General features: G+C 63.1%; 17 protein-coding genes and 1 pseudogene. 11 read left to right on the plus strand and 7 right to left on the minus strand.

Translation table 11 applies throughout. The features are described 5' to 3' along the window. Nucleotides 1-83 precede the first annotated feature (83 nt). The 5 genes and pseudogenes from RW095_RS37770 to RW095_RS37790 all read left to right on the plus strand — a co-directional run bounded on the left by RW095_RS37770 (nt 84) and on the right by RW095_RS37790 (nt 2980). The gene (locus RW095_RS37770) at nt 84-644 is read left to right on the plus strand and encodes a GspH/FimT family pseudopilin (RefSeq protein ID WP_317020776.1); all 561 of its coding nucleotides are present in this window, start codon (nt 84-86) and stop codon (nt 642-644) included. 86 nt (nt 645-730) lie between these two features. Next, a pseudogene (locus RW095_RS37775) lies at nt 731-1100 on the plus strand (hypothetical protein). Further along, nucleotides 1100-1909 carry a PilW family protein gene (locus RW095_RS37780; RefSeq protein ID WP_394365230.1) on the plus strand — a complete coding sequence of 270 codons (810 nt, stop codon included), beginning with the start codon at nt 1100-1102 and terminating at the stop codon, nt 1907-1909. Before RW095_RS37775 ends, RW095_RS37780 begins: the two are co-directional and overlap by 1 nt. Beyond that, nucleotides 1906-2538, plus strand: coding sequence for a pilus assembly PilX family protein (locus tag RW095_RS37785; RefSeq protein WP_394365173.1), 633 nt, complete (start codon nt 1906-1908; stop codon nt 2536-2538). Before RW095_RS37780 ends, RW095_RS37785 begins: the two co-directional genes overlap by 4 nt. A 10-nt stretch (nt 2539-2548) precedes the next feature. Next, a complete protein-coding gene (locus tag RW095_RS37790) occupies nt 2549-2980 on the plus strand; it encodes a type IV pilin protein (protein ID WP_317020778.1) in 432 nt (143 codons plus the stop codon). A 103-nt stretch (nt 2981-3083) separates the two neighbouring features. Here the strand turns inward: RW095_RS37790 and RW095_RS37795 are convergent, their stop codons facing one another. The 3 genes from RW095_RS37795 to RW095_RS37805 form a co-directional block, all read right to left on the minus strand. Beyond that, nucleotides 3084-3548: a DUF3318 domain-containing protein gene (locus tag RW095_RS37795; protein WP_317020779.1), complete on the minus strand. Its 465-nt coding sequence runs from the start codon at nt 3546-3548 to the stop codon at nt 3084-3086. 185 nt (nt 3549-3733) lie between these two features. Further along, the gene (locus RW095_RS37800) at nt 3734-4120 is read right to left on the minus strand and encodes a phage holin family protein (protein WP_128587984.1); all 387 of its coding nucleotides are present in this window, start codon (nt 4118-4120) and stop codon (nt 3734-3736) included. 139 nt (nt 4121-4259) lie between these two features. Beyond that, nucleotides 4260-4562, minus strand: a complete 303-nt coding sequence (locus RW095_RS37805) for a DUF883 family protein (RefSeq protein ID WP_006047848.1) — start codon at nt 4560-4562, stop codon at nt 4260-4262. 340 nt (nt 4563-4902) lie between these two features. On the opposite strand from RW095_RS37805, the gene RW095_RS37810 reads away from it, so the two are divergent. After that, nucleotides 4903-5541: a peroxiredoxin gene (locus RW095_RS37810; RefSeq protein WP_128587982.1), complete on the plus strand. Its 639-nt coding sequence runs from the start codon at nt 4903-4905 to the stop codon at nt 5539-5541. A gap of 500 nt (nt 5542-6041) precedes the next feature. Continuing rightward, nucleotides 6042-7412, plus strand: a complete 1371-nt coding sequence (gene ltrA, locus RW095_RS37815) for a group II intron reverse transcriptase/maturase (protein ID WP_317020780.1) — start codon at nt 6042-6044, stop codon at nt 7410-7412. Nucleotides 7413-7552: 140 nt separating this feature from the next. Here the strand turns inward: ltrA and RW095_RS37820 are convergent, their stop codons facing one another. Further along, nucleotides 7553-8743, minus strand: coding sequence for an acyl-CoA dehydrogenase (locus tag RW095_RS37820; protein ID WP_317020781.1), 1191 nt, complete (start codon nt 8741-8743; stop codon nt 7553-7555). A 94-nt stretch (nt 8744-8837) separates the two neighbouring features. Between RW095_RS37820 and RW095_RS37825 the strand changes: the two genes are divergently transcribed. Continuing rightward, entirely contained in the window at nt 8838-9623 is a 786-nt protein-coding gene (locus tag RW095_RS37825; RefSeq protein ID WP_317020782.1) for an IclR family transcriptional regulator, read from the plus strand. A 176-nt stretch (nt 9624-9799) separates the two neighbouring features. Here RW095_RS37825 and RW095_RS37830 read toward each other — a convergent pair whose 3' ends face one another. Then, on the minus strand, nt 9800-10633 hold the full coding sequence (locus tag RW095_RS37830) for an EAL domain-containing protein (RefSeq protein WP_128594333.1): 834 nt from the start codon (nt 10631-10633) through the stop codon (nt 9800-9802). 318 nt (nt 10634-10951) lie between these two features. On the opposite strand from RW095_RS37830, the gene RW095_RS37835 reads away from it, so the two are divergent. From RW095_RS37835 to fahA, 3 genes are read left to right on the plus strand one after another with little or no spacing between them, the layout of a single operon-like run. Then, nucleotides 10952-12316 (plus strand): MFS transporter, encoded by a 1365-nt coding sequence (locus tag RW095_RS37835; protein ID WP_317020783.1) that lies wholly within the window; start codon nt 10952-10954, stop codon nt 12314-12316. A gap of 31 nt (nt 12317-12347) precedes the next feature. After that, complete coding sequence (hmgA, locus tag RW095_RS37840; protein ID WP_317020784.1) at nt 12348-13694, plus strand: homogentisate 1,2-dioxygenase; 1347 nt, start codon at nt 12348-12350, stop codon at nt 13692-13694. After that, nucleotides 13691-14992 (plus strand): fumarylacetoacetase, encoded by a 1302-nt coding sequence (gene fahA, locus RW095_RS37845; protein WP_317020785.1) that lies wholly within the window; start codon nt 13691-13693, stop codon nt 14990-14992. Before hmgA ends, fahA begins: the two co-directional genes overlap by 4 nt. A gap of 672 nt (nt 14993-15664) precedes the next feature. On the opposite strand, the gene RW095_RS37850 is transcribed toward fahA, so the two are convergent. Then, nucleotides 15665-16831 carry an MFS transporter gene (locus RW095_RS37850; protein ID WP_317020786.1) on the minus strand — a complete coding sequence of 389 codons (1167 nt, stop codon included), beginning with the start codon at nt 16829-16831 and terminating at the stop codon, nt 15665-15667. 241 nt (nt 16832-17072) lie between these two features. Further along, nucleotides 17073-17897, minus strand: a complete 825-nt coding sequence (locus tag RW095_RS37855; protein ID WP_317020787.1) for a crotonase/enoyl-CoA hydratase family protein — start codon at nt 17895-17897, stop codon at nt 17073-17075. Nucleotides 17898-17935: the final 38 nt, after the last annotated feature.

Raw genomic sequence — 17935 nt, forward strand, 5'->3', positions numbered from 1 at the left:
TGCCACCTGGCCATCCGGCCGATTGTTGAGCCACCCTTGAATTGCTAGATTCGCCGCATTCTTTGAAATGTTCAGGGATGCAGATGAAACAGCATGCAATCGGTTTGCCGCCGTGCGGCGGATTTACGCTTGTCGAAACGCTGGTCGTGCTCGCGCTGCTGGCGATGATCGTGTTGGCGGCGACCCCATCCTTCGTAGCGTGGCAGGTACGGGATCAGGTCGACGCCCGCGCAAAGGCGCTCATGTCGACGCTCGCGTATGCGCGCAGCGAGGCATTGCGTCGCGGCGCTCGCGTGACCGTATGCCGGACGGATGCGGCGCGGCACTGTCTTGCCCCCGGGCAACCGTGCGGCACTGGCTCGACCGACTGGTCTTGCGGCTGGGCGGTATTGGCGGACCGAGCCGGCACCCTTACGCTGCTGCGCGCCCATTCCTCGCTTTCGTCGGTGAGCATCGTGGGTACTCAGACGAATCTGACGTTTACGCCGCCCGTGGGCCAATTGATCGGCACCTTCCGCAGTTTCGACATTGCACCGCGTGCGCCATCGAAAGCGACTCAGGGCGATAAGTGGCGGCGCTGCATCCGGATTGCGGCGGGTGGGCGGGCGCGGATCGTCGCAGGGGCGTGCGGGGCGGCGTCATGAGGCCGTTCATCACACTATCCTGGGCGCAACCACCATCGCAGCAGCGTTGCAGCGGCGAGTGCGGCGGCAACTCGTTGATCGAAGTGATGCTGGCCGTCGCGGTGCTGGCGGTCACGGCGCTCGGTGTGATCGCCGGGCAATTGTGGACAGCGCGTGAGGCCCGAGCAATGTCGATGCGAGAACACGCCGCATGGATAGCCGATTCCGTGGCTGAGGCGATGTCCGCGACGTCGGGCAACGAGGCCGCGCTCGCGTCGTGGAACTCGCGAGCGGCAACGCTGCTGCCGCGAGGCGACGCGTCGGTCGTCACGACCGGTGGCGTGTCGGCGGCTCGAGTGATGGGCGGCTTCGCAAAACTTGCCGCGCGCGAACGACGTGATCGACAAGCCCGAGCCTTGTGGCGGAGTGAACGCGCCCGTGGGCTTCTCATGTGTCGCGCTGGCGTTCGTCAAATGATGTCGCGTTTGCATCGTGCGCGCGGCCATACGCTGGCCGAATTCGTTATTGCCGTTGCGCTGGGGCTCGTAGTGACTGCTGGCGTAGTGTCGCTTTACACGACACAGCGCGCAGCCCATGAGCACGCGAACAATGCGCTGCGGATCCGCGAGGCCGGTTGGACGGCGCTGACCGTTGTCGGGCAGCAGTTGCAGATGGCGGGCTTCGTGCCGGCCGACGCGGCGCAATATCGCGCTCCGGCGCCGTTGTTCGGCTGTTCGGGCGGCCACCCCGCCGGCACGGATGACAGCCGTCTGACGTGCGAGACATTGCCCGGTAAATCAGACGGCGTCGCGGTGCGATATGTCGGCGACAACGTGTCGACGTGGCCGTCATCGACGGGACAGACAACGGACTGTCTCGGGCAAGCCGTGACCAGCAGCAGCGCTGCGCTCGGCGAGCGCGGCGTGCCGGTGGTCAATCGCTTCTACGCCAAGGTGAGCGGCTCGACCGGCGAGCCGGAGCTTTATTGCGAAGGCAATGGCAAGACAGGCTCCGCGCAGCCGCTGGTCGAAGGCGTCGAGCGCGTGCGGATCAGGTACTGGTTGGCCGGCGCGGTCAATGCAATAGACGCGTCGGCGGTGATGGCCGACCAGTGGGCCAGCGTCGTCGCGGTCGATCTTTGTGTGCTCGTGCGGGGCGCGCCACAAGGGCAGCGCTCACGCTATCTGGACTGCGATGGCGTCAGCGGCATCGCGAGCGACTTGCGTCCGCGGCAAGCATTCTGGCGGCGGATCGCGCTGCGTAATCACGTGGAGGCTGTTTCGTGACCTACACACCAGGCAGAACGGCGTGCCGCTGCGTCGGTCAAGCGCTGCGCGGCTGCGGACAGCAATGGGCGGCGCCGAGGGCGGCGCCGAGCGGCCAGAGGCGTCGTGCTTCGCGCCTACGCCGCCGCGCACCGCGCACGCGTTGCCGCGGCGCCGTCCTGCCCATCGTTCTGCTGATTTCGGCGATGTTGTTGGCGACATCGGCGGCCTGGTTCGAGGCATCGGTCGCGGCCGCGCGTAGCGCCGTCAATGTGCGCGACTACTTGCAGGCATTCCACGCTGCGGATTCGGCATTGAGCTTATGTGCCCGCAGCGCCGTTGCGGGCACGGGCATTGGCGCATTGGCATCGCCGCCAGTCGCCCGTGAACCGCCGCAGTGGAAAGTCGAAGCTGCCTTCGAAGCCGCGGCCGCGACCCCTGTCGCGCAGTGGCCCGGGTCGCTGCGCGCGCCGCAATGCGTGGTCGAAGGATGGAGTCTGCCGGCTCGCCCCGATGCGCGGGCGTACCTGCTCACATCGCGCGGCTTTGGCAAGAACAAGGACTCGCAGGTATGGCTGCAAATGGAACTGGTTATCGACGGCGACAGGATCGAACGCCATTGGCGGCGCGTCGCCGCACGGCCCTTTTAGTGAGGCATAGATGAGAAGGGCGTACGTATCCGCATTCACCTTGCTCGAACTGATCATCACTCTCGCGATAGTCGCGGTGCTGGCCGTCTTTGCTGTGCCGTCGTATCGCAGCCAAGTCGTGCGAACGCATCGGGTCGACGCGGCATCGGCGCTGTTTCGGGCAGCGCAATTGGTCGAGGGTGCGGGAAGTGACAGCATTGCTGCTCTGCCGCCGGGCCTCGATCAGGCTCCGCAATTCGGTACTGCGGTCTATCGGCTGCATCTGCTGCCGGCGGACGATGCTAACGGCGGTTATTCAATTGAAGCGGCTCCCGAGGAATCGGGCCCGATGCACGATGACCCGTGCGGCGTTTTCACGCTCGACGCGACAGGGATGCGAAGTAATAAGAATGTCGCGATTGGGTCGGCGCCGCCCACGGGGCAGTGTTGGGGCACTAGCTAGCAAGCAGCGAAGCCAGCGTGCGCCGCGGTGCGCTCGTTGACTGACAAAAAGGCAGGAACCATGAAGCACTGAAGCACTGAAGCACTCAACCCTGCCCAGCACTTCACCGCTGGTCGCCCGAACCATACGGTGCACGCGACTCCCCTTTGATCTGCTGCCACACGCGGTACGCTTCCCACGCGGCAAGCGCCAGGCCGCCCCATTTCAGCGCGGGCTTAGCGCCGGCTGCAACCGTCGCGCGCAGCGGCTTCGCGAGGACGAGCGAGGCGATCGAACTGACTAGCGGATACTGTTTGAGGAGAGCGCCAATCGTCCCGGCGTTGAGGAAATTCGCTTTGGACCCTGTGCCCATGCGCAACCCGCCGAAACCCGGCACGACGAACTTAAGCCAACTGAAGTGTGTGACGGCTTCGCGCAATTCGATCGTCGCCTGAGCCAACTCCATGCGCTCGACGTCCGCGCGCACGAGCAGCAATTCCTTGCGTAGCGCTCGCAGGTGCGGCGCGCTAAGGTCTCTCGCCGGCTGGCGCTTGTTGCGGAATGCGGAACTTGTATGGCTCTGGCTCATGGCGTATCGGCAGTATTGAGGGCTAGGAACAGCGCACGGAACGGCACAACGAGCGGCGCAAAGAACGGTGCAAAGAACGGCACAGCAAGCGTCGGTGCAACCGGTCGGCTTCAGATACGCTTGACATCCGGCTCACGAACTTGCCAATCAGCGAAGGACGGCTCCCGCTCCGTGCGCTCGCAGTGCTACGGTCTACGAAATACGTCGCGGTCTTTTTCGAATTCGGCGATGGTGGACTCGAAAACCATCGGCGCATTACGCAGATTACTGCGCGCTTTTAGCGCGCAGGTCAGTCCGGCGATCGCATAGACAAGTGTGATTCCGGCAAGCGCCTGCCACCGGTATGTGTCCCAGAACGCGATGGCGACCAGCGCGGTAAGAGCGATCAGGGCCATGGTGGTCAGCATCATCGCGGCAAGGCCAAGAAAGAGCACGCCCAGAAGGCGGTCTTTTTCTTCGGCCAGTTCAATGCCGACCAGTTCAAGGCGTGTTTGCAGAATGGCGGACACCGAGCCGATGATGCGGCGTAACGGGCTATGTTGTTCGCGCTGCGAATGTGTGTCGGTCGTCATGGCTGTGGGCGTTGCGCGTGTTGGCCTAAGCGGCGCGTGCAAACGTGCGCGCCAAGATAAGCGGACCGGCCGGACATGCGCCGGTCCGCTTGATTCGCTGGCAAGCCGGACAGAGCTTGTCCGGCAACGTGCTGTGGTGTTACTTGCGGTTGATCAGCAGACCCAGCAGCACGCCGGCGCCCGCGGCAATGCCGATGGATGCCCACGGATGCTCGTGAACGTAGTCGTCGGTTGCGCGAGCAGCCTTCTTGCCTTTCTCGACCACGACGACTTGCACGTCGGCCGCTTTTTCCCTGGCTTGCTTCAGACGTGACAGCGCCGTTTCGCGCAGTTCCGAAGCGCGCTCGCCAGTTGCGCTTGCGGCCTGTTTCAGCAGGTCTTCAGCGTCCGCGAGGACGGTTTTGATATCCGACATCAATCTCTCCTTGTTGACTTCCGACATTGACAGCTCCCCTTCGTCTCACGCCACGCGTGAATCCTAACTAAAGAAACGGCGGCTGGCGAGCGCACTGCCCGGTTTGCGGAGCCGAACGCACGAACCGTTCCTGGCGAGCCGAAACCCTTCCGGACAGCACCTGCATGACCCCTTACAGATGATGTTAGTGCATGATGGAGTTGATCTGTCCCGCAAAGTTTCCACCAAATCGGCGAAAATTACAAAAAGGCATAAAGTAGTGAGCCGATGTTCGTTCGGCATGTACGGTCGCTGCCGTATGCTTTATCTTTTCCAGGCGCTGCGGGCACATGCTCGCGCTGGTGTCCGAATACTTAAGGAGATGCACATGAGTCTACGTCTTGGCGATACCGCACCGGATTTCGAGCAGGAGTCGAGTATCGGCCGCATCAAGTTTCATGAATGGCTCGGCGACAGCTGGGGCGTGCTGTTCTCGCACCCGGCCGACTTTACGCCGGTCTGCACCACGGAACTCGGCCTGACCGCCAAGCTCGCCGAGGAATTCGAGAAGCGCAACGTGAAGACCATCGCGTTGTCGGTCGACAGCGCCGAGTCGCACAAGGAATGGATCAAGGACATCAACGAGACGCAGGCCGCCAACGTCGGCTTTCCGATTCTGGCCGATGGCGACCGCAAAGTGTCCGAGTTGTACGACATGATTCACCCGAACGCCAATGAAACACTCACGGTCCGCTCGCTCTTCGTCATCGATCCGAAGAAGAAAGTGCGTCTGATCATTACGTACCCGGCAAGCACAGGACGCAACTTCGACGAAGTGCTGCGCGTAATCGATTCGCTTCAGCTCACCGACAGCCACTCAGTTGCGACGCCCGGCAACTGGAAGCAGGGCGACGACGTCGTGATCGTGCCGTCGCTGAAGGACGAAGAGGTGATCAAACAGAAATTCCCGAAGGGTTACAAGGCGCTGCGTCCGTATCTGCGCATGACGCCGCAGCCGAATAAGTAAGCGCGCTCGGCGCAAGGCTGAGGACTTTCGGAAGCCGAAAGCCGAAAGCTGAGCCATACACGGACAAAGGCCGGTTCATCGCGAACCGGCCTTTTACTTTGTGCGCCCAGCATGGGCGCAATCTTGTGGGTGCAAGTCCCATCGTGAGCTGACCACAGCGAACGAAGCAAAGCGCAACTGCGTGAGGGCGACCGAGCGTGGGGAGGAAGCGTGGAGCGAAACCGCGAGCCGATGAACAAGAACCGGATATGAGGCGTTGCCGATCAGGGCGAGCGTGCAAAGAAGCGCGAAGCTCTCGTGGTCAAGGATCAGGCAACGTAGATGCGGCGGTTGTGCGGCGAAGGATTGCGTTCTTACCTGGGGAGATCTCGCCTCGTGCCTGAAAGGGCAACGGCGTCGAGCCGGAGCGAGAAGTCAGCAGAGGCCGTAGTAGTCATAGGACAGGCCGATGAGGCCAAAGCTGGTGACGAAGGGCCAAACGGGAAGGAGTGTCCAGCGTCATGTCGATGCGACAGGCAATGCGTCAGATGCCCGCGCAAGCGGGGCGGGTGGGAGTCACGTGCGGTGAAGTTGCACGGCGTACGCCGACAAGCGATGAAGCCTGCTGCCCGCGACATGAATCGGGGGACACAGGGTCGGCGCTGCTGGAAGCAGCGCTGACAAAAGAGAACCTGAAGCAGGCGTTCAAACGGGTCCGGTCGAACAAGGGAGCCGCTGGCGTGGACGGTCTGGACATTGACCAGACGTCGCGTCATCTGGTGACGGCGTGGCCCGCGATCCGTGAGCAGCTGCTCAAGGGGACGTACCGGCCCAGCCCGGTACGTCGGGTGACGATTCCGAAGCCGGATGGAGGTGAGCGCGAGCTTGGCATCCCGACGGTAACGGACAGGTTGATCCAGCAGGCACTCCTGCAGGTGCTGCAACCGGTTCTAGACCCTACCTTCAGTGAGCACAGCCACGGCTTCCGGCCTGGACGGCGTGCGCACGACGCGGTGTTAGCCGCGCAGTCGTACGTGCAGTCAGGTCGGCGAATCGTGGTGGACGTTGATCTGGCGAAATTCTTTGACCGGGTCAATCACGACATCCCGATCGACCGTCTACAGAAACGAATCGATGATGCCGGCGTAATCCGGCTGATCCGGGCGTATCTGAACAGTGGCATCATGGATGGCGGAGTGGTCCAGCAACGGGATCAGGGCACGCCGCAAGGCGGACCACTATCCCCGTTGCTGGCCAACGTGCTGCTCGACGAAGTGGACAAGGAGCTGGAGCGGCGGGGTCATTGCTTCGCGCGCTACGCCGACGACGCGAATGTCTATGTTCGTAGCCGCCGTGCGGGTGAGCGGGTGATGGCATTGCTGCGACGTCTGTATGGGCGACTGCGGCTCAAGGTCAACGAGACCAAAAGCGCAGTGGCCAGTGTGTTTGGTCGCAAGTTTCTGGGCTACAGCCTGCGGGTGGCTGCGGGTGGGGCGGTCAAACGCAAGGTGGCGGCCAAACCGCTGCTGGCGTTCAGACACCGCATCCGTGAACTGACCCGTCGCTCTAACGGGCGCAGCATGAAGGAAGTGGTGGAACAGTTACGGCCTTACGTGCAAGGCTGGAAGGCGTACTTCAGGATGGCGCAAACCCCCGGTGTGTGGTTGGCACTGGATGAGTGGCTGCGTCACCGGTTGCGCACGATCCAGCTCAAACACTGGCGCCGCGGCACCACCATCTACCGGGAACTGCGTGCGCTGGGGGCACCGGCCGCTGTGGCGCGGCAAGTCGCGGCGAACAGTCGTTGCTGGTGGCGCAATGGCGACGGTGCGCTCAAGCGTGTGCTGACCATCGCCTACTTCGACCAGCTTGGCGTACCCCGACTCTCCTGACCTCAACTTCCCGAACCGCCCGGTGCGGACCCGCATGCCGGGTGGTGTGGCAGGGGTACGGCCTCATGGCCGTCCCCTATGCCGATCGACGCATGAGCAAACCGCGCTGCGACAAACCGTGGTCTGCCTTCGGAAAGGCTTTAGAAAAACGCCTGGATGCCCGTTTGCGCGCGCCCGAGAATCAGCGCGTGGATGTCGTGCGTGCCTTCGTAGGTGTTGACCACTTCAAGATTCACCAGATGCCGTGCGATGCCGAACTCGTCCGAGATGCCGTTCCCGCCGAGCATGTCCCGCGCGAGCCGCGCAATGTCGAGCGCCTTGCCACATGAATTGCGTTTCATGATCGACGTGATCTCGACGGCCGCCGTGCCTTCGTCTTTCATACGTCCAAGGCGTAGCACGCCTTGCAGGCCGAGCGTGATCTCTGTCTGCATATCGGCGAGTTTTTTCTGAATCAACTGGTTTGCCGCGAGCGGCCGGCCAAACTGCTTGCGATCGAGCACGTACTGACGCGCGGTGTGCCAACAGGCTTCCGCTGCGCCGAGCGCGCCCCACGCAATGCCGTAGCGGGCCGAGTTCAGGCACGTGAACGGACCGCGCAAGCCGCTCACTTCCGGAAAGCGGTTTTCTTCCGGCACGAACACTTCGTCGAGCACGATTTCGCCGGTGATCGACGCGCGCAAGCCCACCTTGCTATGGATGGTCGGCGCCGACAGTCCCTTCCAGCCCTTCTCCAGGATGAAGCCGCGAATCGCGTCCTTGCCGTTTTCCTCGAGCTTGGCCCACACCACGAAGACGTCGGCGATCGGCGAATTGGTGATCCACATTTTCGAGCCCGACAGCGAGTAGCCGCCGTCGACCTTCTTTGCGCGCGTCACCATGCTGCCCGGATCGGAGCCGTGATTCGGCTCGGTCAGTCCGAAGCAGCCGATCCATTCGCCGGTGGCGAGCTTCGGCAGGTATTTTTGCTTCTGCGCCTCGGAGCCGAACTCGTAGATCGGCACCATGACTAGCGAAGACTGCACCGACATCATCGACCGGTAGCCGGAGTCGACGCGCTCCACTTCACGCGCGATCAAGCCATACGCCACGTAGTTCAGCCCCGGCCCGCCGTATTGCTCGGGAATCGTCGGACCGAGCAGGCCCAGTTCGCCCATCTCGCGGAAGATTTCGATGTCGGTCTTCTCGTGACGGAACGCTTCGAGCACGCGCGGCTGCAGTTTGTCCTGCGCATACGCGGCGGCGGCGTCGCGCACCATGCGTTCGTCTTCGGTGAGCTGCTGATCCAGCAGCAGCGGGTCTTCCCAGTGAAACTGCGCGGCCTCGGCCATGACGTATCTCCTGATTCCTTGCTTGATTGAAGCTTGACTATGGTTCCGCTATGCGGAACAATGTTTTGCAAACCACGCCTGAGTGTATCACCCGATGACGCCCGCATCCACTTTGTCCGATCCGCTCGACGAGCGCAAATTCGTCGTCGCCCTCGCACGCGGGCTTGATCTGCTGCGCGCGTTCAAGCCGGGGGAGACGATGCTCGGCAACCGCGACTTCGTCGAACGCACCGGCTTGCCGAAGGCGACTGTCAACCGCCTCGCCTACACGCTGACCGTGCTCGGCTATCTTCGGTTCGATGAAACGTTGGGCAAATACGCGCTTGATGCAGGCGTGCTGTCGCTCGGGTTTGCGCTGCTCTCGGGCACCGACACACTCGAACTTGCCCGCCCTCACATGCGCGGGTTCGCGCGCGAGGTGGGCGCTGCTGTTTCCCTCGGCTGCCGTGACGGCCTCGACATGATCTACCTCGACACCATACGCAGCGAAACCGCGCTGACGCTCGGCCTCGCGCCCGGCTCGAAACTGTCGATGCTGACGAGTTCCATGGGCCGCGCTTATCTCGCTGTGCAGCCTGTCGACGTGCGCGCCGCGCTGCTTGCGGAACTCAGGAAAGCGGCGGGGAAGGGCGGTGCGGCGCTGGTGGCCGACGCTGTGAAGGAGATCGCCGCGTTCGAAAAGGAGCGCTGCTGCTATTCGTTCCGCGCCTGGCACGACGATGTCAACGCGGTTGCCGTGCCGTTTCGCGAGCCGCGCGAAGGGCGTTGGCTTGTGCTGAGTTGCAGCGGACCGGCTTCGTCGATGGGAGAAGACGTGTTTCGGGAGAAGGTTGCGCCGCGGCTGAAGGCGCTTGCGCGCCGCCTCGGCGACGCTGGCTGAGGCTTCGCATCGGGCCTGGCGCAGCGGGTCAGGCAGAGCTAAGCAGGCCGAGTGAAATGCATCAAGCAGATCAAGGGAATCAAGCCGGGAGAATCAGCCCGAGCAGACTGGATCAAGCCAGGACAATCGCCCGGAGCAAATCAAGCCAAGCCCGCAAATCAAACCAAGCTCGTCAATCAAGCCGCGCGGTCGTGATAATGCGCATTGAACAGCGGCCCTTGCACGAAGCGCACATCGTATTGCTGCAACGCTTCGAATTGCGGTTCGTCCATTACCCGATTGAAAATCAGCGGAATCCGCAGCCGGCTCGCGTATCCCACTAACGGCTTGACCGTCGCGTCGCGCAACGCGGTCGCCGCATCCATCTTGATGAAGTCGAGCCGAGCGGTGTCCGACACCGACAGAATCTGTCCTGCATTGGACAGGTTGCCTGCCACCTTGAAGCCGTAGTGCTGATAGCTCTTGGTCAAATAGCCGAGAAACGTCTTATGCGCGACCGCGGCTGCCGGCAGTTCGATCACTATCCTCGACGGGTTCAACCCGAACGACGTGAGCACGCTCGAAAAGTGCCGCCCATGATCGTATTTCACGCTCTTCAGAAGCCGCTCGTGCACGCGCAGGAACAGCAGTCCGTGCCGCTGTGCGCCGAAGAAGTTGATCGCGTGCAGCGCGCGCGACGTGCGGTCGAGCGCGACGACCTCCTGATCGTCGGCGATGCGGTCGAACGCGTCGAACATATCGAACGGCGCGGCGTCGAGCCGCTGCGTGACCGCCTGGAAACCCAACTCATCGCCGAAACGGTCGACGTTTTCCACATCGGACGACATCGACTGCGCCAACGCGTGCACGCTGATGTCGAAGATCGGTTCATAGGCGCTCGTGAGCTCGAGGTCGTGGAACCGCGCGAGCGCAATATCGCCGCTCGTGCCGTGACCCATCGCCAGATGTTTGGCGAGGAACGGATGCTCAGATGCGCGGGCAACGAGATTGGGAATGGTCGGCGGGATCATCTAAGCGAATGGATCGGGTGAGTGGTGCGTTCGCGCCTCAAAACAGAGCATGTGCGCCGCATGCTTCGATGGTAGCAGTCCGCATCGCGCTCACATGAACAAAATGCTGCTAACGATATCCGCCAACCCTTGCCCGGCGGTGGCGCCGCGCGTTTGCCGTCGTGCGTCCAGGGTATACGTTAATTTCACTTAACGTAATTCGTTTTACCATGCGTAAATTGTCGGGCGACTGACGAGAGTCGACTCACGCCGTGCCGCGTGCTTCGCATCGGCCCGCCGCCGCAGACGTTCGAACCATCAGATGTGGAGACCCTACCCATGAGCGCCAACCCGGCATCAGCCGCGCCGAACGTGATCGAAGTCGAGCAGGTGCTCGGCGAGACGCATCACCCGGCATTCCAGTTCATGCTGCTTGCGTTGTGCGGACTATGCCTCGTGATCGACGGTTTCGACGCGCAGGCCATGGGTTACGTCGCGCCGAGCGTGATCGGCGAATGGCATGTGTCGAAGGCGGCGCTCGGCCCAGTGTTCAGCGCAAGCCTGTTCGGCATGCTGCTCGGGGCGTTGGGGCTGTCGGTGCTGGCGGACCGCATCGGCCGTCGTCCGGTGCTGATCGGCGCAACGTTTTTCTTCGCGCTGTCGATGCTGGCTACGCCCTTCGTCTCGGCGATTCCCGCATTGATCGCGCTGCGCTTCATCACGGGCCTCGGCCTCGGCTGCATCATGCCGAACGCGATGGCGCTCGTAGCCGAATTTTCGACGCCCGCCCATCGCGTCAAGCGCATGATGCTGGTGTCGTGCGGCTTCACGCTGGGCGCGGCGCTCGGCGGTTTCATCAGCGCTGCGCTGATTCCGGCCTACGGCTGGCGCGCGGTGTTCTGGGTCGGCGGCGCGGTGCCGCTGGTGCTCGCGGTCGCCATGCTCGCCGCGTTGCCCGAGTCGTTGCAATTTCTCGTGCTGAAGGGCCGCAGCGACCGCGCGTTGCGCTGGCTCGCGCAGTTCAATCTGGACCTGCCGATCGATGCGAACACACGCGTCGTCGTACGCGAGAAGGGCAATGCCGGTGCACCGGTCGCCGAGCTGTTCCGCGCGGGCCGTGCTCCGGTCACCTTGATTCTGTGGGCGATCAGCTTCATGAACCTGATCGATCTGTACTTTCTGTCGAACTGGCTGCCGACCGTCATGCGCGACGCCGGCTATTCGCCGGGCACGGCGGTGATCGTCGGCACGGTGTTGCAGACGGGCGGCGTGGTGGGCACGTTACTGCTCGGCTGGTTCATCGAACGCCTTGGTTTCGTGCGCGTGCTGTTCGTGTGCTTCGCGGGCGCGGCGCTCGCTGTCGGCACCATCGGCAGCGTGGCGCATGCTTTGCCGTGGCTGCTGATCGTCGTGTTCGCGGGCGGCTTCTGCGTGGTCGGCGGGCAGCCGGCGGTGAACGCGCTTGCGGGCCACTTTTATCCGACCACACTGCGATCGACGGGGATCGGCTGGAGTCTCGGAATCGGGCGTATCGGCTCGGTGATCGGGCCGCTGGTCGGCGGTCAACTGATTGCGCTGAACTGGTCGAACGAATCGCTGTTTCATGCGGCCGCGCTGCCGGTGCTGTGTTCCGCGTTGCTGGTGATCGCGCTCGCCGCGGCGACGCGGCAACGCAGCCGCTCGTCCGAACCGCAAACCGCGTGAAGTGAAGTCTAAGGTCAACGGAGAATCTTGCATGCATACCTCAACACGTCAGCCAAATACCGTCAGGTCGCGGCTCGAGATCGAACCCGGCTATCAGTCGGGCTTCGGCAACGAATTCGCGACCGAGGCTCTACCGGGCGCGCTGCCTGAAGGGCGCAATTCGCCGCAGCGCGCGGCTTATGGTTTGTATGCCGAACAGCTGTCCGGCACCGCTTTCACCGCACCGCGCGGGCACAATCGGCGGACCTGGCTGTACCGCATTCGTCCCGCGGCAGTGCATAAGCCGTTCACGCCGCTGCCTTCGGAGCGGCTCGTCGCGAATTTTGCCGAAGTGCCGCCGACGCCGCCGAATCAGTTGCGCTGGGACGCGTTGCCGATGCCGGGCGAGCCGACGGATTTCGTCGACGGCTGGGTCACGATGGCGGGCAACGGCGCCGCCGAATCGATGAGCGGCTGCGCGATCCACCTTTATGCGGCGAATCGCTCGATGACGGACCGTTTCTTCTACAGCGCCGACGGCGAATTGCTGATCGTGCCGCAGGAAGGGCGCCTCGAAATTGCGACGGAACTCGGCCGGCTCGAAGTGGGGCCGTTCGAGATCGCAGTGATTCCGCGCGGCGTGCGCTTCGCGGTGAGCTTGCCGGACGGCACGGCGCGCGGCTACATCTGCGAAAACTTCGGCGCGTTGCTTCGCTTGCCGGACCTCGGGCCGATCGGCTCGAACGGTCTTGCCAATCCGCGCGACTTCCTCACGCCGCATGCCGCTTACGAGGACCGCGAAGGCGACTTCGAGCTCGTCGCAAAAATGAACGGCAATCTGTGGCGCGCGGACATTGGACATTCGCCGCTCGACGTGGTCGCGTGGCACGGCAATTACGCGCCGTATAAGTACGACTTGCGGCGCTTCAACACCATCGGCTCGATTAGCTTCGACCATCCGGACCCGTCGATCTTCCTGGTGTTGCAATCGCAAAGCGACACACCGGGCGTGGATTCGATCGACTTCGTGATCTTCCCGCCGCGCTGGCTTGCCGCTGAAGATACGTTTCGGCCGCCATGGTTTCATCGCAACGTCGCGAGTGAGTTCATGGGACTCGTGCACGGCGTCTACGACGCGAAGGCCGAGGGTTTCGTGCCGGGCGGCGCAAGCCTTCACAATTGCATGTCGGGCCACGGTCCGGACGCGGGCACCTTCGAGAAGGCGTCGCACAGCGATACGTCGAAGCCGGCCAAGGTTGGCGACACGATGGCGTTCATGTTCGAAACCAGGACGCTGATCAAGCCGACCCGCTTTGCGCTCGAAACCGCGCAACTTCAGGCGCATTACTACGAGTGCTGGCAAGGTCTTAAGAAACATTTCAATCCGGAGCAACGATGAGCGCATTGAACGATCTTCAGGCGACGCTCGATCCGTCGCGCAAAAGTTGGGTCCAGTCGGCCAACGAACCGAGCAACGATTTCTCGATTCAGAACTTGCCGTTCGGCATTTTCAGCGATAGCAACGACGATGCGCGGCGCGTGGGCGTTGCGATTGGCGATGAGATTGTCGATCTGGCCGCGCTGCAGGCGGCGGGATTGCTCACGGTGCCCTCGAAGGCCGACGTTTTCGCCCGCGATACTTTGAACGAGTTCATCGCGCTTGGCCGCGAAGCATGGCGCAGCGTGCGCATCCAGCTGAGCAATCTGCTTTCACGCGACACCGCGACTTTGCGCGACGACGCTACGTTGCGCGCGAAGGCGCTGGTGCGTCAGGCCGACGCGCGGCTCCATCTGCCCCTGCAAATTCCCGGCTACACGGATTTCTATTCATCGAAGGAGCACGCAACGAATGTCGGGTCCATGTTCCGCGATCCGAAGAATGCGCTGCTGCCGAACTGGTCGGAGATGCCGATAGGCTACAACGGACGCGCGTCGTCGGTCGTGGTGAGCGGCACGCCGGTGCGTCGGCCGAACGGTCAATTGAAGTTGCCCGATCAGGATCGTCCCGTGTTCGGCGCGTGCCGTAAGCTGGATATCGAACTGGAGACCGGCTTCGTGATCGGCGGCGGCAACGCATTGGGCGAGCCTATCGCCTGTGCCGATGCGGAAGCGCACATCTTCGGCATGGTGCTGTTGAACGACTGGAGCGCGCGCGACATTCAGCAATGGGAATATGTGCCGCTCGGCCCGTTCAATTCAAAATCATTCGCGACCACCATTTCGCCGTGGATCGTCACGCTGGATGCGCTCGAGCCTTTCCGCGTCGCACAGCCCGTGCAGGAGCCGCAGCCGCTTGCGTATCTGCGGCACGACGGCGAGCATGCGTTCGACATAGCGCTGGAAGTGAAGCTGCGTCCGCAAGGCGCGAAAGAAGCCACGACCATTGCGCGAACCAACTTCAAGCACATGTACTGGACGATGGCTCAGCAACTCGCGCATCACACGGTGTCGGGCTGCAACACGCGAGTGGGCGACCTGATGGGCTCGGGTACGATCAGCGGGCCGACGGAAGACTCGTACGGCAGCCTGCTCGAACTCACGTGGAACGGCAAGAAGCCGCTGGAGTTGAAAGACGGCGGCACGCGCAGCTTTCTCGAAGACGGCGATGAAATGACGCTCGCCGGCTGGTGCCAGGGCGATAGCTATCGCGTCGGTTTTGGCACGTGCGTTGGTGAAATTCTGGCGGCGCGGGGGTGAGTAAGTAGCAAGAACGGCGAATGAAAAAAGCCGGCGGAGCACGCCGGCGTTTCATTGAGATTACGATATCGAAGCCGCAGCTGGTTTGGATATTTACCGAACATACCAAAGTCCGTGGTCGTAAAGAATCGAGAGTACTTAGCGATCATGGGCCGCGTCTGGAGAACGTCGCAAAACCGTGGATGTCTGCCGATACAAAGAGGTCGCCATTCAATGTGAAGCGAATGGTTGCTTCCGTCTGCGAATCGCCGTGTGGAATTAAGATGTCTCTCATACGTTTCTAGTTCTATAGGAATGCGTATGAATTAGTGTGCCTTAATCTCGCATCGGTGTGTTGTGGGAAATTTCGCAAAATCAAAGAGCCGGCCCGGCGTCGCCGCCTCTCGACCTTCAAGCGACCAGAACGGCGAACAACACACGGGCAACTTCGTCGCCGCTGGAACTGGTCGCCAGCGCGCCTACCTCGAGCGGTCCACCCAATGCGGGGGCGCCTTACATGCGCCCGCCAGCGAGGTCGCGTCGTCTGCCGACTGACCGACCCAAACCGGGTCGATCGTGAAGAGCGGCATCGACGTCGCGACGATGACCATCATCGGGGAAGCCACTACGTGTGCACGATTCGCGGCTTCACCTTTGCGACGCCCGAAGCGAGTCGGCGCCGCCTGTCCGCTTTCAGCCCGCCACGGCCACCCGCTGCGCGCGCCGGTCGATGGACACCGACCACAGCGTGAGCAGGAGCGCCCCGATCGAGGTCGCGACGCCGACCCACGGCAGCGTGGTCAACGGCGCGCCCGCGCCGATCGCCATGCCGCCGAGCCAGGCGCCCGTTGCGTTGCCGAGGTTGAACGCGCCCTGATTCAACGTCGACGCGAGATTCGGCGCGTGGCTCGCCCGATCCACGATCAGCATCTGCAACGGCGGCACGATTGCAAATGCCAGAACGCCCCACGCGAAGATGGTGATCATTGCCGGAATTTCGGCGTGCATGGTGCCGGCAAAAATCGTGAGAATCACGACGATGGCGAGCAGAAAGGCCACCAGCGACGGCATCAGGCGCCAGTCGGCGAGCTTGCCGCCAAGCGTGCTGCCAACCGTCAGGCCGAGCCCGAACAGCAGCAGAACGAGTGTGACCGCGTGCGGTGTGAAGCCGGTCACGTCTTCGAGAATCGGCGTGATGTACGTGAACGTGGAGAAGAGGCTTGCCGACGCGAGCACGCTGATGCCGAGCACCATCAGCACCTGCGGATTTTTCAGCACGCTGAATTCGCGCACGAGGCTCGCCTTCTGCATCTCGATCTGCGCCGGCAGGCACACCGCGAGCGCGGCGGCCGCGGCAATGCCGATGCCCGTTACGGCCCAGAAAGTCGCGCGCCAGCCGACAGCCTGGCCGAGCGCCGTGCCAAGCGGCACGCCCAACACATTCGCGAGTGTGAGGCCGGTGAACATCAGCGCGATGGCCTGCGCGCGGCGGTTCGGCGCGACGAGACCCGCGGCGACCACCGAGCCGATGCCGAAGAACGCGCCATGGCAGAACGCCGTGACGATCCGCGCGGCCATCAACACCGCGTAGCCCGGCGCAACCGCGCACAGCAGGTTCCCGACGATGAACACGCCGATCAGGCTCATCAACGCTTTCTTGCGCGGCATGTTGGCGACCGCGATTGCCACGATCGGTGCGCCGATGGTCACGCCAAGCGCATATGCCGACACCAGCATGCCCGCGGCCGGAATGGAGACGGACAGATCGCGGGCAACATTGGGCAACAGCCCCATGATGACAAATTCGGTGGTGCCGATGCCAAAGGCGGCAACGGCGAGAGCAAGCAGGGGCAAAGGCATGGCGGCAGACTGTGGATTGGCGCGGCGCGAAGCGTCGCGCGGCCGGCGCGCGTTTTCGGGACGAGAGCGCATGCGCCGTGCGGGATGCAAAACAGTCAGGGATTCTACCTAAGTCGAAACGATAGCGCTGAGCGCCGATGCAGATGTTGTTTTTCGCTGAACACCGCGGGACATCACGCTGCTGGAGTGCCTGCAACCCGCCGTGCCGATGGGTTGGAGCCGCCCCGTTTCGCCGCCCCCGCTAGCCGCTTCCTTCGTGTGAATCCGGCGTTTTGCCGTGACGTCCAGCGCCTCTCGCGAAGCGTGCGGCGCCGGCGATGCCTTCGTCGAATACAGCGCGATAGCCGCCGGCGCCTTCGCGCCGGAGTGCCTCGGCCAGGTTGCCGAGCATGCTGTTTTCCAGCACTGAACGGCGGTCGGCCAGAAGCGCCGCCTGCGGAAACGCCGCGAGTTCGGCGGCCAGTTGCTCTGCCGCGCCACGCGCTTCGCCCCTCGCGACCACGCGGTTGGCGAGGCCGAAGCTGAGCGCTTCCTGCGCGCTCACGGCACGTCCCGTCAGGATCAGATCGAGCGCGCGCGACATGCCGATCAGCCGCGGCAAGCGGATCGTGCCGCCGTCGATCAACGGAATGCCCACGCGCCGGCAGAACACACCGAGCACCGCATCGTCCTCGACGACACGCAGGTCGCACATCGCCGCCAGTTCCAGGCCGCCCGCCACCGCATAGCCAGCGATTGCCGCGATGACCGGCTTCGTGAAGCTCATCCGTGTCGGTCCCATCGGCCCAGGTCCGCTGCCGTCCGCGTGTAGCTCGTTGCGGCGGTTTTCGTCGGCGTGCGCGCTCAGATCCGCACCCGCGCAAAAGGTGCCGCCCGCGCCGAACAAAACTGCGGCGCGCCACGCCGGTTCCGCTTCGAAGCATTGGAACGCGGCGCTCAACGCATCGGCGACAACGCGGTCGACGGCATTCCGGCGCTCCGGGCGCTCAAGCACGATAGTTGCTATGCCGTTATCGTGGTTAGCCTCGATGCGCACATATTGATCGAAATTTTGGGTGCTTATCATCGTCGTGTCCTTGAAGGTCCGCGTTCGCCCGTCCGTTC

The sequence above is a fragment of the Paraburkholderia kirstenboschensis genome, from assembly GCF_032806925.1.
GTDB lineage: Bacteria > Pseudomonadota > Gammaproteobacteria > Burkholderiales > Burkholderiaceae > Paraburkholderia > Paraburkholderia kirstenboschensis.